The sequence below is a fragment of the Paenibacillus baimaensis genome, assembly GCF_025567575.1.
In genome coordinates this window covers 1-23,835 of the sequence record NZ_JAOQIO010000103.1, presented here as the reverse complement: position 1 = coordinate 23,835, position 23,835 = coordinate 1, and the positions used below count along the sequence as shown (strand labels likewise).

At 48.3% G+C, this 23,835-nt stretch carries 16 protein-coding genes and 2 pseudogenes; 3 read left to right on the top strand and 15 right to left on the bottom strand.

All coding sequences use genetic code 11. The features are described 5' to 3' along the window. Window positions 1-68: 68 nt before the first annotated feature. On the bottom strand, window positions 69-374 hold the full coding sequence (locus OB236_RS29480) for a hypothetical protein (RefSeq protein WP_262687126.1): 306 nt from the start codon (window positions 372-374) through the stop codon (window positions 69-71). A gap of 139 nt (window positions 375-513) precedes the next feature. Beyond that, the gene (cysK, locus tag OB236_RS29475; protein WP_076236378.1) at window positions 514-1,437 is read right to left on the bottom strand and encodes a cysteine synthase A; all 924 of its coding nucleotides are present in this window, start codon (window positions 1,435-1,437) and stop codon (window positions 514-516) included. A 225-nt stretch (window positions 1,438-1,662) separates the two neighbouring features. Between cysK and OB236_RS29470 the strand changes: the two are divergent. Next, a pseudogene (locus tag OB236_RS29470) lies at window positions 1,663-1,787 on the top strand (DinB family protein); the annotation flags it as partial. A 90-nt stretch (window positions 1,788-1,877) separates the two neighbouring features. Here OB236_RS29470 and OB236_RS29465 read toward each other — a convergent pair. The 11 genes from OB236_RS29465 to OB236_RS29415 all read right to left on the bottom strand — a co-directional run bounded on the left by OB236_RS29465 (window position 1,878) and on the right by OB236_RS29415 (window position 20,092). Then, window positions 1,878-6,980, bottom strand: coding sequence for a chitobiase/beta-hexosaminidase C-terminal domain-containing protein (locus tag OB236_RS29465; protein WP_262687123.1), 5,103 nt, complete (start codon window positions 6,978-6,980; stop codon window positions 1,878-1,880). A 5-nt stretch (window positions 6,981-6,985) separates the two neighbouring features. Then, the gene (locus OB236_RS29460) at window positions 6,986-9,256 is read right to left on the bottom strand and encodes a helix-turn-helix domain-containing protein (protein WP_262687122.1); all 2,271 of its coding nucleotides are present in this window, start codon (window positions 9,254-9,256) and stop codon (window positions 6,986-6,988) included. A gap of 155 nt (window positions 9,257-9,411) precedes the next feature. Further along, window positions 9,412-10,920, bottom strand: coding sequence for an extracellular solute-binding protein (locus OB236_RS29455; RefSeq protein WP_262687121.1), 1,509 nt, complete (start codon window positions 10,918-10,920; stop codon window positions 9,412-9,414). A gap of 49 nt (window positions 10,921-10,969) precedes the next feature. Then, window positions 10,970-11,845, bottom strand: a complete 876-nt coding sequence (locus tag OB236_RS29450; RefSeq protein WP_262687119.1) for a carbohydrate ABC transporter permease — start codon at window positions 11,843-11,845, stop codon at window positions 10,970-10,972. A gap of 45 nt (window positions 11,846-11,890) precedes the next feature. After that, window positions 11,891-12,748 carry an ABC transporter permease gene (locus tag OB236_RS29445; RefSeq protein ID WP_262687329.1) on the bottom strand — a complete coding sequence of 286 codons (858 nt, stop codon included), beginning with the start codon at window positions 12,746-12,748 and terminating at the stop codon, window positions 11,891-11,893. A gap of 222 nt (window positions 12,749-12,970) precedes the next feature. Continuing rightward, on the bottom strand, window positions 12,971-13,996 hold the full coding sequence (locus tag OB236_RS29440; RefSeq protein ID WP_262687117.1) for an alpha/beta hydrolase family protein: 1,026 nt from the start codon (window positions 13,994-13,996) through the stop codon (window positions 12,971-12,973). Window positions 13,997-14,252: 256 nt separating this feature from the next. After that, entirely contained in the window at window positions 14,253-15,551 is a 1,299-nt protein-coding gene (locus OB236_RS29435; RefSeq protein WP_262687115.1) for an MFS transporter, read from the bottom strand. Window positions 15,552-15,684: 133 nt separating this feature from the next. Continuing rightward, on the bottom strand, window positions 15,685-16,224 hold the full coding sequence (locus tag OB236_RS29430; protein ID WP_262687113.1) for a hypothetical protein: 540 nt from the start codon (window positions 16,222-16,224) through the stop codon (window positions 15,685-15,687). Between the two features lie 142 nt (window positions 16,225-16,366). Further along, a complete protein-coding gene (locus OB236_RS29425; RefSeq protein WP_262687327.1) occupies window positions 16,367-16,786 on the bottom strand; it encodes a DUF350 domain-containing protein in 420 nt (139 codons plus the stop codon). Window positions 16,787-16,909: 123 nt separating this feature from the next. Next, entirely contained in the window at window positions 16,910-17,587 is a 678-nt protein-coding gene (locus OB236_RS29420) for a PspA/IM30 family protein (RefSeq protein WP_076236385.1), read from the bottom strand. Window positions 17,588-17,713: 126 nt separating this feature from the next. Further along, window positions 17,714-20,092: an endonuclease MutS2 gene (locus OB236_RS29415; protein ID WP_262687112.1), complete on the bottom strand. Its 2,379-nt coding sequence runs from the start codon at window positions 20,090-20,092 to the stop codon at window positions 17,714-17,716. 348 nt (window positions 20,093-20,440) lie between these two features. Here OB236_RS29415 and OB236_RS29410 point away from each other — a divergent pair, with 348 nt between their 5' ends. Then, entirely contained in the window at window positions 20,441-20,809 is a 369-nt protein-coding gene (locus tag OB236_RS29410) for a phage holin family protein (protein WP_076236387.1), read from the top strand. A 212-nt stretch (window positions 20,810-21,021) separates the two neighbouring features. Continuing rightward, window positions 21,022-21,423 carry a cupredoxin domain-containing protein gene (locus tag OB236_RS29405; RefSeq protein WP_262687111.1) on the top strand — a complete coding sequence of 134 codons (402 nt, stop codon included), beginning with the start codon at window positions 21,022-21,024 and terminating at the stop codon, window positions 21,421-21,423. Window positions 21,424-21,536: 113 nt separating this feature from the next. On the opposite strand, the gene OB236_RS29400 is transcribed toward OB236_RS29405, so the two are convergent. Beyond that, a complete protein-coding gene (locus OB236_RS29400; protein WP_076236389.1) occupies window positions 21,537-22,088 on the bottom strand; it encodes a CvpA family protein in 552 nt (183 codons plus the stop codon). 13 nt (window positions 22,089-22,101) lie between these two features. Next, window positions 22,102-23,835: pseudogene (locus tag OB236_RS29395) on the bottom strand (hypothetical protein); the annotation flags it as partial.

Genomic DNA, 23,835 nt, shown 5'->3' with positions numbered 1-23,835 from the left:
ACATGAGGCTTCGTGGAGATCGTCCACCTATGAAAGCAAACGATGCAGGAGGAATAGTGTTTACTTACTTAGCGAACGGATAGCAGCTTACGCATATAGCTGTCGACTTCCCGGTTACGGTACTGCTGCAGAACGGTAAGTTCACAGGCTGGACTCCCTGACTTACTGCCGTCAGTTTGCTCAACAGCTCTGCCAAGCCCGACCAGTTTGCCTTGATCGTAGGCTGCAATAATGTTAAAGCTTTGGCAAAAGGTTTCATATTGTAAGACATTGGCGTCATGGTCTTCTTCCAATATCGAAGCAAGCAGATCCTGATAATCACTTTGCAGCGGGCACTCATTATCCAATTTGATTTGTATCCCTTGATTGGCCACTTTTCTAACGCCGCCTTTCTGTTATTCTTATATTATAATTATACATTTAAATGAATTTTTATGCAAATATAAAAAAATAAAAACACCTCTTCCGAGGTGCTTCATCAACTCTGTAACTCTTACTCAGAAAGGAGCTGTCTTAAAATATATCCATACTCAGGTACCGTTCTCCCGTATCCGGTGCAATACACAATATCCGTTTGCCCTTACCGAGCTTTTTGGCCACCTGGAGAGCGGTCCAAACCGAGGCACCTGCAGAAGGACCAACAAGGATTCCCTCCTGAATGGCTAACTGGCGGGTTGTATTCAGTGCATCTTCATCGGATACCTGAACGATCTCATCATAAACGTCCGTATTTAAGATTGCTGGAATGAAGCCGGGACTTGTCCCCACCAGCTTATGTGGACCTGGCTCTCCACCTGACAATACAGGGGAGCCCTTCGGTTCGACTACGTATATTTGGATGGCTGGGAGCTTCTCGCGCAGCACCTCACCCGTTCCGGTAATGGTACCTCCAGTCCCTGAGGTAGCAACGAAGGCGTCCAGCCTGCCTTCCATTTGCTCTAATATTTCCACAGCCGTTGTAGTCCGATGTATATCAGGATTTGCCTTATTTTCAAATTGCTGCGGAATGAAGCTGTCCTTAATTTGATCCCTTAACTCTAATGCCTTACGGATGGCGCCCGGCATTCTTTCTGCTGCTGGTGTTAAGACCACCTGCGCACCGTAGGCCTTTAATATATTAATTCGTTCCTTAGTCATATTATCAGGCATAATTAAAATGGCCTTATAGCCCTTGGCCGCTGCGTTCATCGCCAGTCCAATACCGGTATTGCCGCTTGTCGGTTCAATAATCGTAGCTCCCGGTTTTAGCGAGCCGTCCAACTCTGCCTGCAGAATCAGATTATAAGCTGCCCGATCCTTTACACTCCCACTCGGATTCATGTATTCAAGCTTTACATAAACCTCTGCATCGTGTTCACCCACGAGTCTGCGAATTCGTACAGCCGGCGTATCCCCAATAAGCTCTGTAACGTTATTTACCATTCGGCTTGATGTCATTGTAGTACCCCTTCCTGCAAGATAGCTTACGCTCCCTGCTCCCCATAGCTATGTAACTCCACCGACCTAATTTTATAGCTGACAATTATTTTGTCAAGATGCAAATCATTTGAATCCTTATCTCGCAGAAGGAACGGCCACTTATTATCAAGCTACCTTACTCACAAAAGTGAATATGTACGGCGAATTGTGGACCCACGGGCAAGCGCTGCAGATTTAATTGGTCAAGAGGTTCATCATCGGGGTCAAATGACCGTGTTAACCCGCCAGGCCGGACTTCGTGTTCCGGTGTATTCGGGCCTACTAGCGAAGAATGGTCCCAGATGGGCATGGAATCTCCTATGATCTGACGGCTGCATGATTTGTTAATATTCCCTACACATTGAAAAATAAGCCGCATCCTCAGTAAACACGGACGCAGCTTATTTTTTTGTTACTCGTTATTGCAGAACAACATCGGTGAACTCGACCTCCGTTTCTACAGTACCCTCACCCGTTACCTTCAAATGGACTTCGGCTAACCCGCTAGTCGGACGAATCTGGTGAGAAATCTTTATTGCCTGATTATCAAGGCTGCCTATTATTACATTACTCATCCCGCTCACACCCTGCAGGAGAACCGTATATTCGCCTGGTCCGTTAAAGCTTGCAAGCAGCTTGATATGCGTAGACTGTGCACTGACTACCTCGAATTCAGCTGGAGCGCTGATCCGGACCTCTTTCGTACCAATCTCCACCTTCTTCGTAATCGGATTGGCTAGCGAACCCAGTAGATCTCCGAGCAGCTCTGCGCCTTGATAATTGGGCAGCAGATAGTCCGAAGTCTCCCATTTGATCAAACTGGCCGCATCATACAGGTGAGTTGGATAACGGTTGTCCGCTGATGTCGTCTGACGAGAACCGCTGACGGACAAGCCTTTTGCGATCGTCAGATAATCTGTTCCTCCTGCGAGCAAGTGCTGCTCCCATAAGGATTCCCGCTGAAGTGCGGACGCAAGCTCCATAAGAGCAATGCCATAATCATGTCCGGACCACTGGACAGGGCGTCCAAACCACGTACCCGGAAGCGGCTTGCCATCCGTCCGGTAAATGGATTGCCCGAAAGCGGCAATCGCACCATAACGCATAAAGGTATGACTGCCGAAGAAGTCCCCGCGGCCATTGGATTTGTCGATTCCGTAGCTGCCATCATCCCACAAATATACGAATGGCATGCCTCTGCTAGCCCACAGCTTCGCCTGCACCAAGTATCCGGTGCTTCCTGTTATGGCATAAGCTTCAACATTGGCCCGCACGGCCATAGAAGCGGTTTCCAACTCCGGTATCATATTACGTAGCTCCCATGATTGCGAGCCGCGCGGCATCTTATAATTCGCGTTGATATAATCAATTCCAGCGAGCCCGTACGTTCTGGCAGAGGTATTTCCGGTCAGTCGGGCATGCCGCAGCATTTTGTACAGAATCTCCACATTAGATCCTGCGGTCACATCGGTTAACTGACCCATGTAGGGACTTGTCGGAAAACCTTTGCGGGCAATAAAGGTCTGATAATCCCAATATACCCCTGCCGTTACACTTAGCGGGTTGACACGCTTGGCGATAGCCGTCAGAGAATCCACATTCGTCTGTTGCAAGGCCTCCATGGTTTGAGCGGCAATTCCATCCATATAAAAAGGCAGTATATATCCATAAGTCGAATAGTTCGTACCGATTCCCTGCTTTGCAGTTTGAATACGCTGTTCGGCCAACGTTTGAAAACTCCTGCTTCCGTGAGGGCCAAGAAGCGCGTAGGGCATCACAAAAGCGGAGGTGATGATCGGTGAAGCCGACGGCCCGATGCGGTTCATCCATTTTCCCTGCTCGGGAAGCCAGAGATTTTCAAAGCTGGTCAGAATCGCCTCGCTTTCCTGCTCAATCGTACCATGAGCGTATTCAAGCGGCTGAGGCAAACCGTATTCCTGAACCCACGCATCGATCAACAGAGAAAGTTCCGTTCCCTGCCGCACAAAAATACGCGAGTTCAATTCAATCTCCTCGCCCGACTGCAGCTCATAGGCCTGTCTAACCGGATTCTCGTTATTTGAGTTGGCCGAAATATTCGCAAAGAAAGACGGGACTCCCGTTGCAAAAGTAGCATTTTCATTAACACCATCCAGCACGGAGGGAATGAATAGGCTCATCTTGGCAGATACAGTTCCCTCGCCACGCTCCAGGCGATTCGGGAGACCGAAGAAAGCGGAGGGCTGATCGTGATTGCCGCTCCATGGCTTGCGGGCATCCCACATCATGCCGAACAAAGTATCTCCTTTGCGCATTGCCATAAGCGGAACCGTAATTTTTCTCGGGTGAGGTACGTACCTATAACCATCCGGATTCTGGATGACCGCATCCGTATCTGAGGATCGGTTATTAAGCGGTTTCGCGTCAAGCCATTCCAGACCGGGAAACAGTGCCTCATCGATATAACCATTAGCGGGGTTTGAATTGGCGGTAATGACCTTCTGCTGCGGGTCCAAAGAAGGTATACCCGCTTCTCCCGCCAGCAGCGTAGGTCCAGCGATTGCCGCTATGCTGCGCCTCCTGTCCGCACTAAGAGCATGTGTCATTTCAAGATTGCCGTAGACGTTGTCAGCAACCGTAACACTGCCAGTCCACTCCCCTCCATCCGGGTCCTGATAGCCGATCATAAAGGACGAAGGGGTAGCAAGCGCAGGAGCATTGGCATAAAGCTCCTTTATCTGGATCGTTTTCCCGTAGACGATCTGCTGGACACTTCCCAATGAAGGCATTACCGCAATCCTCTGCCAACTGCCAGCTTTGTCCGCTTCAAGCCAGCCGAATCCATAACCGGGCAGACCAGTATGAGCAGGGGCGGGGAATACGATCCGTATACCGGCTGTGCCGATGATCACATCATCCGGCTGGCCGCTTGCCGGCAGCGAAGCATGTACGCTAAAGATACGCGACAGACCATGTACAGCCGGAATACCGCCACTGTTTATGCTCAAGGAGATACCTCCTGCTCCTGTCCCCCTAACTAGCGCATGATAAGTAACTACCGCTTTTTGACCGGTTGACATAGCCCCACTTAATGTACTGCTGACAGGCGTAAGCTCGATAAAATCAGGTACCTGTAATTCAAGAGCAAGCGTTCCCGTATCGTGGCCGATATTTTCCAGTTCGGCACGAATCTCGAACGTATCTCCAGGTCTAACAATCTCCTTGTCGGAAGTCTCAAATTTCGTCAGTCGCACCTCGGCAGGAAGATCCTGCTTGCGCAGTAGTGATATTTCCCGGATCGCCATTTCAATGCCATCCTTCATCGAAGGATAGGTTGCCATCGGATCGATTCTCAGCTTGGTAATATTGCCGGTCCACCCCGGGCTGCTGCCCATATCCACAATATAATGCTGAAATTCAGGCGTTTCATTGGCCGTATTGCGGAAAGCTACCTTTCGTACCTCGCTCAGCTGATTCGTGTCGGCCTCGGTATCCGTAGCGTAATATATCGCCGCATTAGCCGTATGATTGACCTTCATCCAGATGCTGACATAACGATATTCGGAAGGAATCGGCTGCAGTCCGGCATCATACGTATCCAAATACACATTCGGATTGGAGGTTGCAGCCTGGATCGGCTCGGGAGTCGTGAACATATGGACGCCTTCTAAATCCCTGTAAACGTTGGCCGTCACAATATGATTGGCCCAAACGCCTTTATCCGCATTAACATCCCAGCCAAGCAGATTCGACCAAGGGGCCGAAGTTTTACCGTACAGCTCATCCTGCTCCTCAGCGTGCAGCAGGCCGTCATGGGTGAAATCCCATGAGGTAATCAGGCTACTGTTGAGCGCAACTCTGGTGTATCGGGCAGAGGCTATCGCGCCCGCCACACCGCTTCTGACAGCAAGCGCCTTAAGATAGGTCGATTGCGTTACACTTAATGAAGCCGTCGCACCATTCACCATCGTTCCGTTGGCAGCTGTATTCGAGGAGGCCTGATACACCGGGTCCGAGCCATCGGTTGTATAAACCAGCGCATCCGCATAAATGGAGCCCATCGTCACGGACTGGCTGGCACGAAATACACGTGAAGCAGTCAATGTTACCGGGCTTACTCCCGCCGTGTACACAGCTTCGCTGCGCGATACGACACTTCCGTTCAGAATGGCCGCCGCTTTCAGAGTCGCCGACTGCTGAATCGTAATCGAGTCGCCGAATATAAAATCGCCGGATATTTCCGTTCCGTGCGATAGCCCGGGCTCACTCCCGTCCAGCGTATAGCGGATGCGGTCTGCCCCTATAACGGACAGGTCTACGGTTTTCGCTGCCGTATAAAACGATCCTCCCTCCGTAAGCGTTAGCTGGGCTTGAAGCGGCTGCCCGACATGAACTGTTTTGCTTTTGAACATCGTCATTTCGGTATCGACATGCGTCCTGTCGCTTGTATATACCGGATACAACTCGACGCGGTAATCCTTGCCTGCCGTTAAACCGCTGATATGAACATATTTATCCGCCAGACCCGTATATGGATGGAGCTGCCCGTAGGTCCCATCCGTCACATTCTGATACCTGATATTATATTTGTAAACGCTTTCAATAATTGTAGGAACATACACGTAAAATCCGTCGGTATCTCCCGTTAATCCGAAATCGTCCCGTTCTGCTGCGGGCTTCAATGAATTGAACAGCAGATTATCCATCTTAAAGCCGGTTCCCGCGTTAGCGAAGACTCCGACAAAGCCCGGATTGACTTCGGCCGTTCGCTGGACATCGACCACGGGATTTGAAGCTCCATTGAGATAGATCCGGACTCTTTGTCCATCAGCGACGAGCTTGATTCGGAACGTCTCCCAGGGCAGGACGTCACGGTTCAGACCTGGAACCCCGTATTCCTTAATACCGCGGTATTTGCCACCGTCCGTATTAGCAATCGAAGCCGGGCCTTCAAAAAGGTTCAGCTTTCCGTCATACGTAACGTGCGCCTTCAACTGGGCGTCCCAGCCATCGTTCCAGGCATTTTTCTGGAACTGAATGCCCATCTGCTTACTCGCTTCACGTTGGGTCACGGTCAAATCAAAGGATACTTCGAAATTCTCAAACTTTCTTGTCGGATTAGCCGTAAAACCATAATCGAATGCACCTACCGTGGAAGCGGTTACTGGTCCAACAGACAGTTGACCGCTGTTAAGCGTCACATTTTCGGTATTGCCAGAGAATCTCAAAGCATTGCTGCTGCCGTCATTATAAATCCCATTTTGCAGCGTTCCTGCTTCAAAGTTCAGCAAGTATGCCGCACCCTCGCGGATGACAGCCGGATTACTGGCCATTTGAACCGACTTTACCTCGCGGATTTGTTCCGCCTTCACTTCCTGAGCTTTGATTTCGTGAGTCGTCTCAGTCTCTTGAGCGTACAACCCTTCTGGAAAGACTGCCCCCGTTATCCAAGACCCCAGAAGTGCCGTCAGCGCCATACGTGAAACGGCACCGCGCAGTTTCCTGTGCGTCCTCCTATATGATAAGACATCTGGCTTTCCCATAATATTCACTCTCCTTTGATATGCTTTTCACGAAATTGACCTGGTGTCATCCCTTCCTGTTTGCGAAAGTAACGAATAAAATTTTGTGAGTTGTTATACTGCAACCGTTCTGCGATTTCGGAGATTTTTAAGCCTGTCTCCACCAGCAGTACTCTCGCTTTTTGCAATCTGTAATTGGACAAATAATCGCTGAAATTAACACCCGTTTCTTTACGGAATACACCTCGGATATAATCCGGATGATAGCCGAGCCTGGATGCACATATCTCCAGATTCAAATCAGTCTCGGCCTCCTGATGAATAATAGCTAGCATTTGATCCGATATCCGCGCATATTGGTGCTTGCGCTTGCCTTCCAGCCGCTGCATTAGCGGGTTCATTAACGACTGACGAAACCACTGCTCGATCTCCAAAACAGACTTTAGCTTATATAGCTGATCAATCAGCGATTTTTCTCCGCCGTACATGACCTCGATCGACTCGCCAGAGCTTTGCGCCATTCTCATCAAGTCGAGCAGTAACCCCGTCAACGGCACGAAATATTCGCGGTGGCTGAGCTTTTCCTGAAAAATACTATGCAGAAATTCGGCCAGCAGCGCGTCCGCACGCTCAAAATCGGCCAACTTCACCGCATCCAGCAGCTCTTGCTCCAACTTGTCGGGTATGAGCGACAGAATGGTCCCTTCCGGTTCCACATCCTCAATATAAATGACAGAGCGATGACCCGTACGGATCGTATATTTCAAAGCTTCCGTAGCATCCAGATAAGCGTTGTGGGCGTTTATCATAGAGCTGTAAAATCGACTAATCCCCAGACTGACCTTAATTTCCAGAAAACGCTCCACCATCTGTCCGATCTCAGCCGCCAGCTCATCAACTGTTTTCCTGAACGCCGCCGCATCGGTTTGAGCCGGGCAGCCGAGCAGGGTTACCTGTGTGCGGCCAATGACCATCGGGGGCAGGCGAAGCGGCTGGGGAATAATTTCCGTCACTATATTATTAATCGCGAATAGCAGCAAGTCCTCGTCGATTTCCTCAAATCGCGTACCTTCAATCGTATCGATCTGAATCGCTGCGACGCAGATACGTTCCCACGCTTTGTCATAACCAAACCCTTCCAGCTTTTCGCAAATATCGCGGGTACGCACCTCTCCCTGCAGCAGCTTTATCATAAAAAACTCCTCCAACTGCTGACGCTGTCCCTCAATGATACCGCTCAAGCGCTGCTTGTCATGCAAAATCCCCTGAACATGACTTCCGATAAATTGAATTTCGTCGGTTTCCACCTGCTTCGGAAGCTCCGGCTCGGCCTGTAGTGATCGCACCAGGCGGCCAATCGGATTGTACATTTTCTTGGAAGCCAGCCAGGACAAAATCAGCGTAACCATTAAAATGAGCAGGCAAGCGGTAAAAGTGTACCATGCGATTGCCTTGGAATCGCGCGTAATCACATTTACAGCTGAAACAGATACATACATCCAGCCGTTATAGGAAGACCTCCTGTACGTAATTCCTACATCGGATGTACCCGCAGAGCTGTAATACAATCCAACAGGCGATGCCTTGGGTGCCTGAATCGGCTGAAGCTCCTCCATACTGCGCATGCTGCTGCCGATTTTGGACGGATCAGTGTGGGCTAACACGTTATAATCTTCATCCAGAATCATAGCTTCACCCAGCTCCTGATTGCTTGCCAGCAGCTTGCTCAACTCCTTACCATTGAATTCCACCACAATCAGTCCTGACGGATTCAGCGTATGCAGTGGCAGCTTCTTGACCAGGTGGATCAGCAGTCCTCCGGCGGTTTGCTTCCAGAAGCTAGTACGGATATTTTGCGCATAGCTTCTCAGCAGTTCCTTCTGAGGCAACCCTTCCAACGACAACACTTCCGTGCTATTGTTCAGCGCCCACCCCCGATTCAGGCTGACCAGCATAATATCATGAATGCCCAGCTCGAAGCTCTGGAGCTGCTGAAGCCCTTGCAGAAGACCGTTGACCGTATCGAAGTGTTCGGGGGTCAATGGCTTATTAATGGCTGAATTGGCCAATGGGGCTGCAATAAACTGTGTGACCGATTTATCCGCCGTCTTCAGAATCTGCTCGACACGCTGCTGGGTCTGCTCCAGGTTGAGCTGATTGCCCTTGGCCACTTTGTCCTGGATAATATCAGACGATTTATTATAAGAAAACAGTCCTAGAAGAAGCACAGGCAAGGTCCCCGAGAGAGCGCTGAATATGAACAGTTTGACTAGAAATTTGGGTTGGCGGATTTTCATAACGGGACTCCTTCCATCCTACGCTGGATTTCACAAGGAATCCGCTGTGCATATGTGTCCTTGCATAAGCGGATTTTCTGCAAATCCTAGTGTAACCCAGCATGCATAAGGAGACCAGCATCATTTGAATTCGGAGCTGCGCCGCTTAGGTTATCCTATTTTTTTTGCTTGTTATACTGCGCGCTGTATTCTTCGATCACTTGATCGCCGCCGCTTTTGCGCCACTGCTCCACCGCTTGATTCCAGCCATTTTCATCGATATTGCCCATAATAAATTTAACCCTGGCATCCTGAATGATTTTGGTGATCTCCGAGCCCTTCTCGGCAAGTGTCGCCGACTGATAAGGCTCGGCTCGATTGGCAATTGCTATAGCGGCATTATCCTTGAACATTTGCTTGTACTTCTTGACGATCGGTGCATCCTCACCTGCATCTGCAAGACCTCCGTCATCCAACCGGATCTGGTTTACGGCATTAATATCGCTCTCGTAAGCTTTACCGTCGGTTCTAACCGGCTTGCCGTTCTCGATCTTGTAGTGTTTGCCTTCAACCCCCCATTCAAAAAGGTTTTGAATTTTCTTATCCATTAGCTTATCGATTACACCAAGAATCTGCTTGAGCTCCTGCTCCGTTTTCACGCTGGTCTTGGGAAACATATAAGCCCCGAAATACCCTCCGTTAAACAGCATCAATCTTTCTCCCTGAGGTCCTTGTATACGGCTGACGACATCCAGAACAGCTTTCGGATTCGCTTTCGCCAAATCATTAAAACCCGCGTTAACATCATCAAGTGTCGAGATAATCAGACCGGTTTTCCCCTGATTGACCGCCTCCTGCCTTTTGGTGCCCGGTACGACCGCGAAGTCTTGATTGATCAGCTTTTCATCGTACAGTCTTTTATAAAACTTAAGCGCTTCTAGATAAGGCTTGGTCATAAAATCCGGGATGATCCTGCCATTCTCGACTGCATATAGGTTTGCTCCCCCGTACCAGCCCAGAATGGTCTGGAAACCGTTCATTCCGCGTCCCTCGTACATGCCGAACGTATCCTCTTTGCCGTTCTGGTCTGGATCCTTCTTGCCGAATGCCTTGATAACATTGAACACGTCGTCTATCGTTTTCGGTTCAGGTAAACCCACCGCCTCCAACCAATCCTTTCGTAAAATGATGCCTTCACGCGCAACCGGACGACTGCGGTAAATACCATAGATTTTACCATCGACTGCGATATTGTTCATCACCATCGGATTGAGCTTGGCGAGGTTCGGATAATCCTTCAAATAAGGCCCGACCTCCCAGAACATACCGGATTGGACGGCGTTGATAATGCCCTGACTCTTATTGCTGCCGATCATCATAATCTGCGGAAGTTCTCCCGCGGCGATCGTTGCGTTGACCTTATCGTTATAGGCTGAGTTGGGCACCCACATCATTTCGAGCTTGCTACCCGTATAATCCTCAATGATTCTGATCACTTCATTATCCGCTTTGGGCGGCTCAGCCGAATAGTACATATTCATCATTGTCAGCTTCGGAATCTCATCAGCTTTCTCCGGCTTCACTTGCGGATTGCTCGCGCAGCCGGACAATAAGATGACGCAAGTTAGTGTGAGCAGCAATGCCTGTTTACAGCCAAGCTTGTTTTTGATCATGTTCGTTTTCATCGTGAAGTAATCCTCCCTTATTGTAAGTCCTTATTGTAAGTCCTTCTCGTTAGCCTTTCACCGAACCGAGCAGCACGCCTTTGGCGAAATGCTTTTGCAAAAACGGATATACGATAAGAATCGGCAGGGTCGAGACAACAATTACCGCCATTTTGATCGACTGCGGCGGAATCGCGAAAGCCTCGTTCATTTGACTGGAATCACCAATTCCCCCTTCAGCCATAATGACAACCTGCCTGAGAATAACCTGTACCGGCCACTTGGTCGTATCATTAATATACAAGATTGCAGAGAAAAAGGAATTCCAATGCCCCACCGAATAAAAGAGCGAAAAGGTCGCAATAGCAGGCATGGACAGCGGCAGCACAATACGGACCAGAATGCCAAGATCATTGCAGCCGTCGATTTTGGCCGATTCCTCAATGCCTTCCGGCATCTGCTGGAAGAAATTTTTCAGAATAATTAGATTGAAGGCACTAATCGCTCCTGGAATTAATAAAGACCACAGCGTATTGGTCATGCCAAGCGCCTTGACGATCAAAAATGTCGGGATCATCCCACCGCTAAACAGCATGGAGAAAATCACCATCAGCATAATCGTTCTCCGCCCCTGCAGTTCCCTTCGCGATAGTGGATATGCCATCAGCGCCGTAAATACGATATTGATCGCTGTACCCGCCAAAGTGATGATTACGGTATTCAGCAGACTTCGCATGATCGTGTCCGCCGAAAATATATAAGCATACGCCGATAGCGAAAACTGGCTTGGAATCAATACAAGACCTTGTTTCGCAAACTCCTCCGGCGAAGCAAAAGAACCTAGAATCATATAAAGAAACGGTAACACCGTCAGCATTGCAAATACGAATAAAAGCGAATAATTTACGGTATCGAACAGACGGCTTCCGACCGAGCGATCTTTCATCGTGTACATCCTTCCTTCTTTTTACGCAGTCAGCGAATATCTCTTTTAATAAATACCTTCCTCGCCAAATTTCTTGGAAATAGCATTCGCCGACAGTACCAGGATCAACCCGACGAACGATTTGAACAGCCCGACTGCAGTACTGTAGCTGAACTGCGCCTGGTTAATACCAACCGAATACACATACGTATCGAACACCTCGCCAACCTCACGGTTCATCGCGTTCAGCATCAGAATGATCTGCTCGAAGCCTGTGTCAAGGAAATGCCCTAGCCGCAAAATAAACAGGATAACAATCGTGCTGCGGATCGCAGGCAGTGTTATATGCCAAATTTGCCGCGCACGCCCCGCTCCGTCCATTTTGGCAGCTTCATACAGCTGCGGATCGACCCCTGCCAGGGCGGCAAGAAAAATAATCGTCCCCCAACCGGTTTCCTTCCAGATGACCTCTGCCATAATCATCGTACGGAACCATTCCCCGCTGATCAGGAAGTTGATCGGCTCACCGCCCGCTCTGATGATCAGTTCATTGATAACTCCCCCTTCTACGGTGAACAGGATGTAGACAACACCAACTACGACTACCCATGAGAAAAAATGCGGAATATACACCATCGTCTGTACAAAACGCTTGAACACTTCCTTGCGAATTTCATTAAGCATCAGAGCGATGACGATGGGCAGCGGGAAAAAAAATATGAGATTGTACAGCGCCAGCATGACTGTATTGCGAAACAACATCCAGAACGCAGGCTCACTAAAAAAACGTATAAAATGTCTCGTTCCCACCCAATCGCTATACAGGAAGCCTCGGAACGGTTGGTAATTCTGGAAGGCGATCAATACTCCCCACATCGGCAAATATTTAAATAAAATAAAGTAGAGGATCCCGGGTAACAGCATTACATAAAGCCATCGGTCGCGAAGCGCCAGCTTCCATCTGTCAGAGCCAGTAGCAGACTTTCCTGTGGATGGATAAATACGACCGGCAGTAATCGGTTTCTCATTCATGGTGCGAGCATTTCCCCTTTCTGTTAAAAATTCAGTCATATAAAGGCATCCCTGATCAGCTTGTTATATCCGATTTTCCGCATACCCACTATTCCCTTTATTGTTCGCTGCATTTTAGTCACGTCGCGTTATCGTATACCCGCAATTGGGCTCCGAGCGCAAGCGAAACGTATTACCTGGAAGATCATATTCGATCACTGCTACTCGATCCAATGAATCCAGCACGACTGAGAATCGTTTTGTCATCAGATAACCGGCCACGATGAACGAACCTTGCTCAGGAATCGTAATCGGACTATGAAAGCGCTGACGATTTTGTTCGCTCAGTTCGGCCATCGCCCGCATCTGTTCGTGCGTCGCTCCACCCCAATGCTCACGGGTTCCCACTCCTTCCAGCTCCAGGTAGCTGATCTTCTCCTCCAGACCCAGCATCCGGGCGCGCTCCCTATACATTCTTGCATGCTCCACAGGAACGCGAATATCGGTTTGCCCGTGAGCGATAAACAGCGGCGTCAGCAAATTGGGTAGAACCTCCAACCCACTTCGTGAACGGTAAGCCATCGCATCATCATCAGGCGAACAGCCGATCCAGATATCCAATTCATCCCTAAACTCGCCGATCTCGTCCTGCTCATACCAGACCGCATAGTCGGTTATTCCGCACATCGCGGTTGCTGCAGCAAAAAAATCAGGAAACTTTCCAATAAGCGCGTAAGCATTGCCTCCCCCACCGCTGCCCGCTTCAAAATACACGACGTCCGGCTCTATCAAACAGGCTTCATAATGTTGGCGTACATAAGCGACCGCATCGATAATATCGAGCAGCTCCCAGCCATTGCAGTCCGGCGATCCTGTGGAAAAGGCTCTTCCACGCATATCCACTTCGACCACCACATATTTCCCTTCACCATACGGTTCATCCATATACACGAACTCCGGGATACTCATATGCCAGCCGTGGGTGGTCACCAGCATGGGCGCAGGCTTGGCTGGCTTTAACACTCTCATAGCCAGACGAACGGCTGGGTTTCTTGAAGAAGTGTAATAAATTAAGTCACAATAGGGTGAGTAACGATTCCCCCGGAATACTGCCTGCTCGTTGTCCGGTCGGATCCGATCCTCATATCTCTCGTAGTCCACGTTATGTCCTCCCTCTGTTTGTTCAATCCTCACTCATCGAGTACTCCGAGCGTATCGAAAAAGCAGATATCCGTCTACAATCCTCAGCGAGGGAACTTTACACATCACCCCGCAACTCGGCGCGATAATCTTCAACGAGTGTCGAATAATCTTTACCGCGTTTAAAGAATAACTAGCCCGAGTAACGCAAAAAGCACTCTTTTCAAGCGATTGCCTGACAAAGAGTGCTAATTTATACTTACGATACTTGTTAATTTCATTTAATGGCTTCAGCGGCTGGTTGTACCTTACGATATCCATATATTTTTCTCATCATCAGCCAAGCGATAAGCGGTGAGCTGCCGATAGTGAGCAGCAAAATATTCATCGCGAGCGGAGAGACCGTCACACTGACGACACCAATAAAAACAGCCAATCCACCGATCCGACCCACATTTAATGACAGCTCACGGAAAATGATATATTCTTCCCGCTTTTTGACACAGTCCGGATCAACACCGATTAAATCAAACACCGAAGAGGTCATAGGAATCGAATACAACGGAAAAAACAAGCCGACTCCTACGCCAAATATGAGCAGTGTCGTATAGTTGACGCCCCAGAACATAGGAACAATGACCAAGGTCATCATCAGAGCTCCCCATCCCATAGCCGCTGCTCTGTGTTTGTGTTTAAGCAGCTTACCCGTTACCATAAAGCTGATCAGGGCGACTCCCGATGTAATCAATGAAAAGTTACCAAGCATCATTTCACTACCTGTGCTTGAGTAAACTAGAAGTGCAATCAAGAAGCCGAATACGCCTTCGCGTATGCCCTGGGCAATTAAAGCAAGTGATACGGTGCGCCATACTGTTCCTTTTTTCAACAGACAGCGAGCTGGCAACAGCCACTCGTAATGTCCTTCCGATTTTCTTTTAGTCAAGAAAAAGCTGACCACAACACCCATCAAAAAAATAACGAGTGAAATGGTAAAAATCAACCGATAGCCGCTGCTTGGACTCATTTGCACGATTATAAACCCGGCAATCCACGGAGCGATCATCCCAGCAACTGAGCCAAGTAGTCCGGTCCAGCCATTAAAACGGTCACGGTTATAAGGATCCGTCACTTCAAAATAGACGATATTGAAGGCCAGCCAGAATAAGCCAGAGGCGGTTCCCAGAATGATTCCCAGCACCCAATAATAATCGACTGCCCTATCCCCCAGCCATAGCACCAGCATATAAAAGCTTGCCGAAACAGCCACGCCAAGGCGAAGGCAGTTCATTTTATTATGCTCCTTTACCCAAACACCGGCAGCCCAAAATACGATCGCCATGGCTATGTAGTTAATCAGGGCATACCATCCAATTATCGTATAATCATGACTGGCTTTCCATAAATAAACGTTAACGAACGTTCCTGACAGCGCAGTACCTGCTGCAAATAAGCCGTGAACAGCCAGCAGCAATCGAACTTGTTTGCCTAATTTACCCGATTGTTCATCATTTGGTGCCAATTGGTTCGTTGGTTCATCGCTCGTAAAGCCCCACGAAGGTTTAATACCGGATCGCATGTTTCATCACCTGCAAGATAAGAATAGAAAGTCCTTTCTACTCTTCCCTATCCTGCTGTCTTTACTCAAAAAAAAGACAGTCCTGCGCGGCAAGCCAATGCGCAGGACGTCTCTCTTGTGCTAAACGGTTTGTTTATTTGTTGTTCTTTAGTAACTCAATCATCGCTAAACGGTCTTCATCATCCAGCACATGTTCAATTTTAAAGCATGACGGACATACGTACATTTTGGATGTGTGCACCGCCTTTAACAAAGGCTCATTGAGACCCACAGGAACTGCCGGTACGAAACCTGATTCCAATGTGCGAGTTCCTGCAAATAGCATAAAGCTATGGCAGTTTGAGCATTCAGGTACTTCGATTTGCGTATCCAGCACTCGCTGCACGCCTTCTTCGTATTCATCTGGACCCTCAGGCTCTTCGTCATCATAATCATCCAACAGATCGGTGTCCTCTACCGTATCCTCATCTTCTACATCATGCTCTTCATCGTGATCTTCTTCATCGTCTTCTTCGAGGTCTGATTCTTGTCCAGGCTGACTGGCAGACAACTTCAGACTGCGGTAATCGCCCAAATCGTTGTAGCAGTGCGGACAAGCTTCCTCCGGACCAATCTCAGGGTCCCATACGATCTCCGTTTGGCACCACGGACATATATGATCATGCGTTTGCAACGTGTATTCCTCCGATTTCCTTAGCGCTGTTAAGCAAAATTAATAAAATAATAGACGCCTGCTCCTACGAAAACAAGCGCCAATATAAGCAATGTACCCCATAAATATTTCATGTCAAGCCTCCTGAACCCTTACCCTACCCTTAAGAAACACTTGCACCGATCACATATGAAATTCCAATCGAAATGATCATAGACAGCAGACCGACCGCCTTGTTGTCCTTCTTGATTTCCTCATCAATCTTAAAATAAGGCGTTAAAAATTGAAAAATGAAGTATGCAGCCATCAATAGAATAAAGCCGTACCCCGCCCAAATCAACGATTGAAGCACCGAGTCATTATTGAGAATGGAAAATCGAAATAAATTGCAAATCCCGAATATTTTCCCCCCTGTTGCCATCGCTACAGAGACATTGCCTTTTTTGATTTCTTCCCAATCGTTGTATCTGGTAACCAATTCAAATATAGCGACAAATACGATTAAGGCGACAACCGCCACAGAAAAAAAAGCCAACGTTTCAATATACGGATTCGATAACATAACATCCACCTCTTCATTCATCATAACATAATACCTCACCCTCTTGAACAGCTTTTTGGTTTAAGCAAGGTAGGGAGTCTCGTATCTAACCATCATTGAAGAGACTGGGGCCACACGCCCCAGTCTCCTTTTTAGTTTCTATGATCAGGATTGTTTCTTAGCCTGCATTCTCGCTCTTAATTCTGCGAGATCGTCATCAACACCACTGCTTTTTTCCAATTTGTTCAGTTCATCATCCAGGCTGCGATTACCGGAGCGAAGTTCATTGCTGGCCTCTGCTTCAGCCTCCATCTGCAATACTTTCTCAGACATCCGGTCAAAACCTCTGGAAGCATTGTCTGTACCAAAACCTGACATCGCCTGATTGATTTGTTTTTGTGCTTTTGCTGCTTCTGCACGAGCAATGAGCAGGTCTTTCTTATTTTTCATTTTATTAAATTCATCTTTCATTTCACTCAGCTGACTGCGCAGACGATCCGCATTTTCTTTAGACACGTCAAACTGTTTTTTCATTTCGTCATAACGAATTTGCTGTTCTTTCTTATCCTGCAGCGCGCGGCGAGCTAAATCCTCATTGTCCTGCTCCAGAGCTCTCATTGCCTGTGCATCACGTTTGGCTACCATTTCTTCGGCTTCCTCAACCTGCTGCTTGAATTTCTTTTCTACCGCGATCTGCTTGGCTACAGCAACCTCGGCCTCATTAATATCCTGTTCCATATCGCGCAAAAATTGGGTAAGCATTTTAACCGGGTCTTCCGCTTTGTCCAACAAATCATTGATTGAAGCCATTGTCATGTCACGAAATCTTTTAAAAATCCCCATTAGTAAATTCCTCCCATAGTTTCATTTCTTTATAATTGTATAGCTGTTACTCAGATTCATTGTTGCTCACTCTTATACATACGGATTAAATGGAAAGTCGTTTCATTTGCTGTCAAAAATATTATACTATTTTAACTCAGCTACCGTCACTCCTGTACCGCCCTCGTTGTAATTTCCGATCCGGTAGCTTTTGACATGCTTATGCTTACGCAAAAATTCAGAAATCCCAGTTCTTAAAACACCGGTGCCTTTGCCGTGAATGATATAGACATTTCCGAAATTCGCCAAATAGGATTCATCCAGAAAACGGTCAACCTCAATAATTGCATCCTCCAAATTGGAGCCGCGCAGATCAAGCTCCATCCGTACATTTTCGTCGCGCGTGCGCTTCAGACTGGCTGCTAACTGATGCTGCTTGGGCGAACCGGAACCTCCGCTCGAGGCGGACTTTACCAGCTCCAGATCAGCAAGCTGCACCTTCATCTTCATAATGCCCAGTTGAACCGTCGCTTCCTGATCGTTCACGACTTCGACGATTTGTCCCTTCTGGCGCAAATGAACGACCATAACCTCATCGCCAGCTCCCAGCTTATCGGGTTTCTTCGCAGCGCTTCGTGCTGCCGCTTTCTTGGACCTGAGCTCGGGAACGGCTTGATCAAGCTTGCGCTTGGCGTCGCTTAGATGATGATCCTTAACTCCAGACGCCGCTTCACGCTGCATGCGTCTAAGCTCAGTAATGATTTCATCCGCTTCGCGTCTGGCCTTGGCTACTGCATCCTGCGCTTCACGCTCAGCCTTCTCAAACATTTTATCACGCTGCTCTTCAAATCGCTGCTGCTGGGCTGCCAGCTTGTCGCGAATCTCGGCAACCTCGCGGCGCTGCTGCTCGGCGGTTTGCTTTTCAGCCTCAGTGATCAGCCGATTTTCCTCTAGCGTGGCTATCATCGATTCAACACGCTGATCTTCTTCGCCCACCTGCCCTCGGGCGTGATCGATAATGGATTTGGCTAATCCCAATCGCTCAGCGATAGCAAATGCGTTACTGCGACCCGGCACACCGACCAATAGTCGATAGGTAGGGCTAAGGGTCTGAATGTCAAACTCCATACTCGCGTTAATAATGCCCTGACGATCAAAGGCATAGGCTTTCAATTCACTATAATGCGTTGTGGCTACGATACGACAGCCCATCCGATGTATATATTCCAGCAGTGAAATCGCAAGCGCGGACCCTTCCGCAGGATCTGTCCCAGCTCCCAGCTCATCGAGCAGCACCAGGCTTTTCGGAGTCATGTCGCGTAAAATACGGATGATATTGGTCATATGACTGGAGAATGTACTCAGGTTCTGTTCAATGCTTTGCTCATCACCGATATCTGCATAAATCGCATCAAACACACATAGCTGGCTGCCTTCCTCCGCAGGTACGAATAGACCCGACATGGCCATTAATGAGAGCAGTCCGATTGTTTTGAGGGATACGGTCTTCCCTCCTGTATTCGGCCCTGTGACGATGATGGTCGTATAGCGATTACCTAGCTCGATATCCAAAGGTACTACTTTATCCGCCGTAATCAGTGGATGACGCCCACGCTTGATCTTGATAAAGCCGCGGTCATTGAGAATCGGCAGTGTCGCTTTCATTTCATGGGCCAAACCTGCTTTGGCAAAAATAAAATCAAGCTCTGCAAGCACATCCAGACTGCCCAGCAATTCGTCCGCTACTTCCGCGACTAGAGCCGTCAATATTTGCAAAATCTTTTCAATTTCAGCCGTTTCCTTCAGCTTAAGCTCACGCACGCGATTATTCAACTGCACCACAGCTTCCGGCTCCATAAACAAAGTGGCTCCAGACGCCGATTGATCGTGAATCATACCGCCAAAATGACTTCTATACTCCTGCTTGACAGGGATGACATAACGATCATTACGGATCGTAACCAAATTTTCCTGCAGCATTTTTTGGATGGACGGTGTACGAACCATTTGCTCCAGTCGATCACGGGCACGGGTTTCGCTGCTTCTCAGTTCTTGACGGATACGAGCAAGCTCTGGACTCGCCGAATCCATCACTTGGGCATTATCATCAATACAGAGCTTGATCCGGTCCTCTGTTGATTTGAGTTCGCCTATTCCTTCAGCTAATGCAACCAGCAGTGGAGTCAAATATTCCTCCTGTACCTGCTCCAAAAAACGCTTCAGGCGCCGCCCTCCAAAGATCGTGTTGGCCACATCGAACAGCTCTGCCGGGTTCAGCGTACCACCAATTCTCGCCCGATGCACGGATTGATGAATGTCGCGAATACCGCCAAATGGCGCACTGCCCTTGAGCCGATTCACATTGACTGCTTCGTCCGTTGCCTTCAAACGCTGCTTGACCACTTCGAAGTCACCACTTGGCAGCAGTTCCTCCAATCGTGCCTTGCCCAGACTTGTGGCTGCATGGTTAGCACACTTATGTATAATGGCTGAAAAATCCAATGTTTTTAAAATTTTGGTATTCAATCTGTGTTCCTGCCTTTCCTTCCCCTTACATACACTTCCTAATTATAGTATATCCAAAACCATTATGATTAGCGAATTTTTAGCTATATCCAATCTTGCCTGCTTTCTCCTTCAGCTGCCCATATAATCCCGCTCATAAACAGAGTGTGCAAAGAAAATAATAAGTTTTGCACCGAGAAGCTTGAGCAGGAAGTCAGCATCAAGTTTTCTTCGAAAACTCAGTGTGGCTTACGTAGTTAGTTGTCTGCGAAAACTCAGCAGTATTGCTTACGTAGTCAGTTTTCTGCGAAAACTCAGTGTGGCTTACGTAGTCAGTTTTCTGCGAAAACTCTTAGGAGGTGACGATCGATGCATTTGCTTGGACATCTAGTCAGATTCGTTGTATCTGCTTTGGTGCTGATGGTGGTAAGCTTTATCGTTCCGGCTTTTGAAGTGGGCGGCTTCTGGAGTGCATTTTTCTTAGCGCTGGTTATCGCAGTTGCTGCTTGGGTGATTGAAGGTGCATTTGGTAAAACCATCACTCCCTTTGGCCGCGGGATCGTAGGTTTTATCACAAGCGCACTGATTATCTGGGTAGCACAATTCGTCGTCAGCGGTGTTACAACAAGTATCATCGGTGCCATCTTGGCAGCCTTGGTTATCGGTATTATCGACTTGTTTATTCCTGTTAAAACTCCATTTGAGCAAGGTCTCAGTGGACGTGAAAAAGGTAGATAATACTTTGGAAACCAGCCACATAGAAAGGTCAGTCTTGAAGGCGAAAGCCCCTGACTGATCTTTTCTATGATTTGAATCACATTTTGAAACATACATACAAAATCATCACGATTCTGACAAGGCTTTGTCAAGGTTTCGTCACTGCAATAATTTTCTATATGAGGTATGATAGCTCAGAAGACAACATTATACTATTTTTTGGAGGGATTCTTATGAAAAAGATTACTGTACTGGCATTGTCCATTTGTTTAATTTTTGCTCTGGCTGCATGCGGTCAAAAAGAAGCTGCTAAAACCCCGGCTGCAACAACAGGCTCTACACCAAGCGCTTCGGCTCCCGCTGCTTCAGGCGCACAGCAAGTCAAGTTAACAGCAAGCAACTTTAAATTTGATCAAGCTGAATACAAAGTAAAAGCAGGACAAGACGTTGCTGTCACTTTGGAAAACAAAGAAGGCTTGCACGGTGTATCTATTGACGCTTTTAAAGTGAAGCTGGATGGAACTACAAAAACAGCAACTTTCAAACCAGACAAAGCCGGTACTTATGACATCGTATGCAGCATTCCTTGCGGTTCCGGTCATATGACAATGAAATCCAAGTTAATTGTAGAATAATACCTTGCAATAGATAAGAAAGAGTCTGTCTCATTAGTAGCAAACGCTACTTAGGGACAGACTCTTTCTTTTATAAGGTCAACCAAAGATTAATAGCTGGCCTTTGTGTGTGACTATGTTGATTTGGGTTTACTGTTCCACAACTCCTGAAGCTTATCACTGACGGATGGCAGTGCACTTAAGAAATAAGGGGCAGTCGTTGAATCTTTGAGCAGACGCTGTGTTGTATCATTGGGAATCACCGTCATCACCTGAATGGCAACCACGACAATGATTCCAGCCTCAGCCAGCCCGAGTATTGCCCCTGCTAATTGATTGATGGTTTTGATCCCTGGTGTCAATGTAATCCAATGCAAAATTTTGCCTACGATGCTCAAAACAATTTTTACACCAAATAGCAGCAATCCAAAAGCAATTGCATTGGACACGTATGTATCCAAATGCAGTCCTTTTATGAAAAAATCATACTTGGTGGTGGCCTCGGTGTTCAGTGTAGCAAACCATCCCACAAGCCATAATGCCACATCCTTATAAAATGTAAATGCAACCATATAAGCAATAAAAAGTCCTACGATAGACACCAATTGGCTAACAAAACCTCGGTAATAACCTAATATCAACCCTGACAGAATCAGCACAACGGCTGCCCAATCCAATCCGTTCATAGCTAATCCCCGCTTATTCTTTCTCTACCAGCTCAATCCATTCATTATATTCGACCTGCAGTTTTTCATATTCCGACTTCAGTTCCTCCAGCTCTCTGAACACAAGCTCTGCACGTTCTCTATGCTCGTCATATTGATTTTGCAGGGCTAGCTGTTCCCTGGATTGCTCGTCGTATTGTTCCTGAAGCTCATTATATAACTCGACTTGCAGCCGGAGCTCTTCCTGCTGGCTAGCAAAATGGCGATTAGTCTGCTCAGTCTGAGCCGAAAATTCCTCTGAAAGGTGCTGCCAATGCTGGCTTTGCTGCTCCAACTCGGCAATACGCGATTGCTGCTCCAGATATGATTCTTCAAGCTTCTGCTGCTGTTCGAGCTGCTGTTGATAATGTTTTTCAAGCTCAGCCATCTGCTGCCTGCCTTTTTGGAGATCTGCTTCAAGCGCTGCTGCAGCCTCAGCTCTACCCCGAAGCTGTTCTTGAAGAGCAATACCGCGTTCCTCCAATTGCACCATAGCCTCACGACTGCTAACATTTTCATCCTTGAGTCGCTCTTTCAAAGCTGCGACCTGTTCTTCAAGCTCGCTGTATAGCTCTTCATGCAGCTCCAGTTCTTCTTTCTGTTCAGCCGCTGACTTACGTTGTTCATTCAACTGCTCAGTTAATTCTTCACACCGCTGCTCCCATTGGCCTGCACGCTCTTCCAGTTGCTGCTGATTAGCCTGCTGCTCGTTGAATTGCTTCTTCAAGCTGTGCTGTTCAATTTGAAGCTGCTCCATTCGCTGCTGATACTCCGCAATTTGCTGAGACCGTTGCTGTTCAAGTTGGCTTTGCTCTGCTTCAAATTTGGCTTGCAGCTCACGCTGCGCTTGTATGTAGTACTTCTGCTGCTCGCTCAGCGATTGTGCTTTAAGTTCCTCTAGCTCCACTTCACGCTCTCTGAGTGCTTGTGCTTTCTGCGCTTCCAACTCTGCTTCACGTTCTTGGAGTACTGCTTCGTGCCACTCCTGCTGCTCTCTCAGCGCTTGCGCTTTCTGTGCCTCGAGCTCGGCTTCACGGTCTCTTAGTGCCTGTTCTTTCTGCGCTTCCAGCTCCGCTTCACGTTCTTTCAGTGCCTGCGCTTTCTGCGCTTCCAGCTCGGCCTCACGATCTCTCAACGCCTGCGCTTTCTGCGCTTCCAGTTCCGCCTCACGCACTCGAATCGCTACAACGCTTTGCTCTTCCCGCTCTTGTAGCACCGTCTCATGCCACTCCTGCTGCTCACGCAACGTCTGAGCTTTCTGTGCCTCCAGTTCCGCTTCACGCCCACGAATCGCTACAGCGCTTTGCTCTTCCCGCTCTTGCAGCACCGTTTCGTGCCACTCCTGCTGCTCACGCAGCGCTTGAGATTTCTGTGCCTCCAGTTCCGCCTCACGTTCACGAATCGCTACAGCGCTTTGCTCTTCTCGCTCTTGCAGCACCGCTTCGTGATGCTCCTGCTGCTCTCGCAGCGCTTGCGCTTTCTGTGCCTCCAGCTCCGCTTCACGCGCTCTCAGCGCCTGTGCTTTGTGCGCTTCCAGCTCCGCTTCGCGTTCACGAATCGCTACAGCGCTTTGCTCTTCTCGCTCTTGCAGCACCGCTTCGTGATGCTCCTGCTGCTCTCGCAGCGCTTGCGCTTTCTGTGCCTCCAGCTCCGCTTCGCGTTCACGAATCGCTACAGCGCTTTGCTCTTCTCGCTCTTGCAGCACCGTCTCGTGCCACTCCTGCTGCTC

Coding starts and splice junctions, on each gene's coding strand:
- cysK (WP_076236378.1), bottom strand. CDS start 1,437: ATGACATCAAGCCGAATGGTAAATAACGTTACAGAGCTTATTGGGGAT.
- OB236_RS29465 (WP_262687123.1), bottom strand. CDS start 6,980: ATGGGAAAGCCAGATGTCTTATCATATAGGAGGACGCACAGGAAACTG.
- OB236_RS29460 (WP_262687122.1), bottom strand. CDS start 9,256: ATGAAAATCCGCCAACCCAAATTTCTAGTCAAACTGTTCATATTCAGC.
- OB236_RS29455 (WP_262687121.1), bottom strand. CDS start 10,920: ATGAAAACGAACATGATCAAAAACAAGCTTGGCTGTAAACAGGCATTG.
- OB236_RS29450 (WP_262687119.1), bottom strand. CDS start 11,845: ATGAAAGATCGCTCGGTCGGAAGCCGTCTGTTCGATACCGTAAATTAT.
- OB236_RS29445 (WP_262687329.1), bottom strand. CDS start 12,748: ATGCTGTTACCCGGGATCCTCTACTTTATTTTATTTAAATATTTGCCG.
- OB236_RS29435 (WP_262687115.1), bottom strand. CDS start 15,551: ATGCGATCCGGTATTAAACCTTCGTGGGGCTTTACGAGCGATGAACCA.
- OB236_RS29425 (WP_262687327.1), bottom strand. CDS start 16,786: ATGAATGAAGAGGTGGATGTTATGTTATCGAATCCGTATATTGAAACG.
- OB236_RS29420 (WP_076236385.1), bottom strand. CDS start 17,587: ATGGGGATTTTTAAAAGATTTCGTGACATGACAATGGCTTCAATCAAT.
- OB236_RS29410 (WP_076236387.1), top strand. CDS start 20,441: ATGCATTTGCTTGGACATCTAGTCAGATTCGTTGTATCTGCTTTGGTG.
- OB236_RS29405 (WP_262687111.1), top strand. CDS start 21,022: ATGAAAAAGATTACTGTACTGGCATTGTCCATTTGTTTAATTTTTGCT.
- OB236_RS29400 (WP_076236389.1), bottom strand. CDS start 22,088: ATGAACGGATTGGATTGGGCAGCCGTTGTGCTGATTCTGTCAGGGTTG.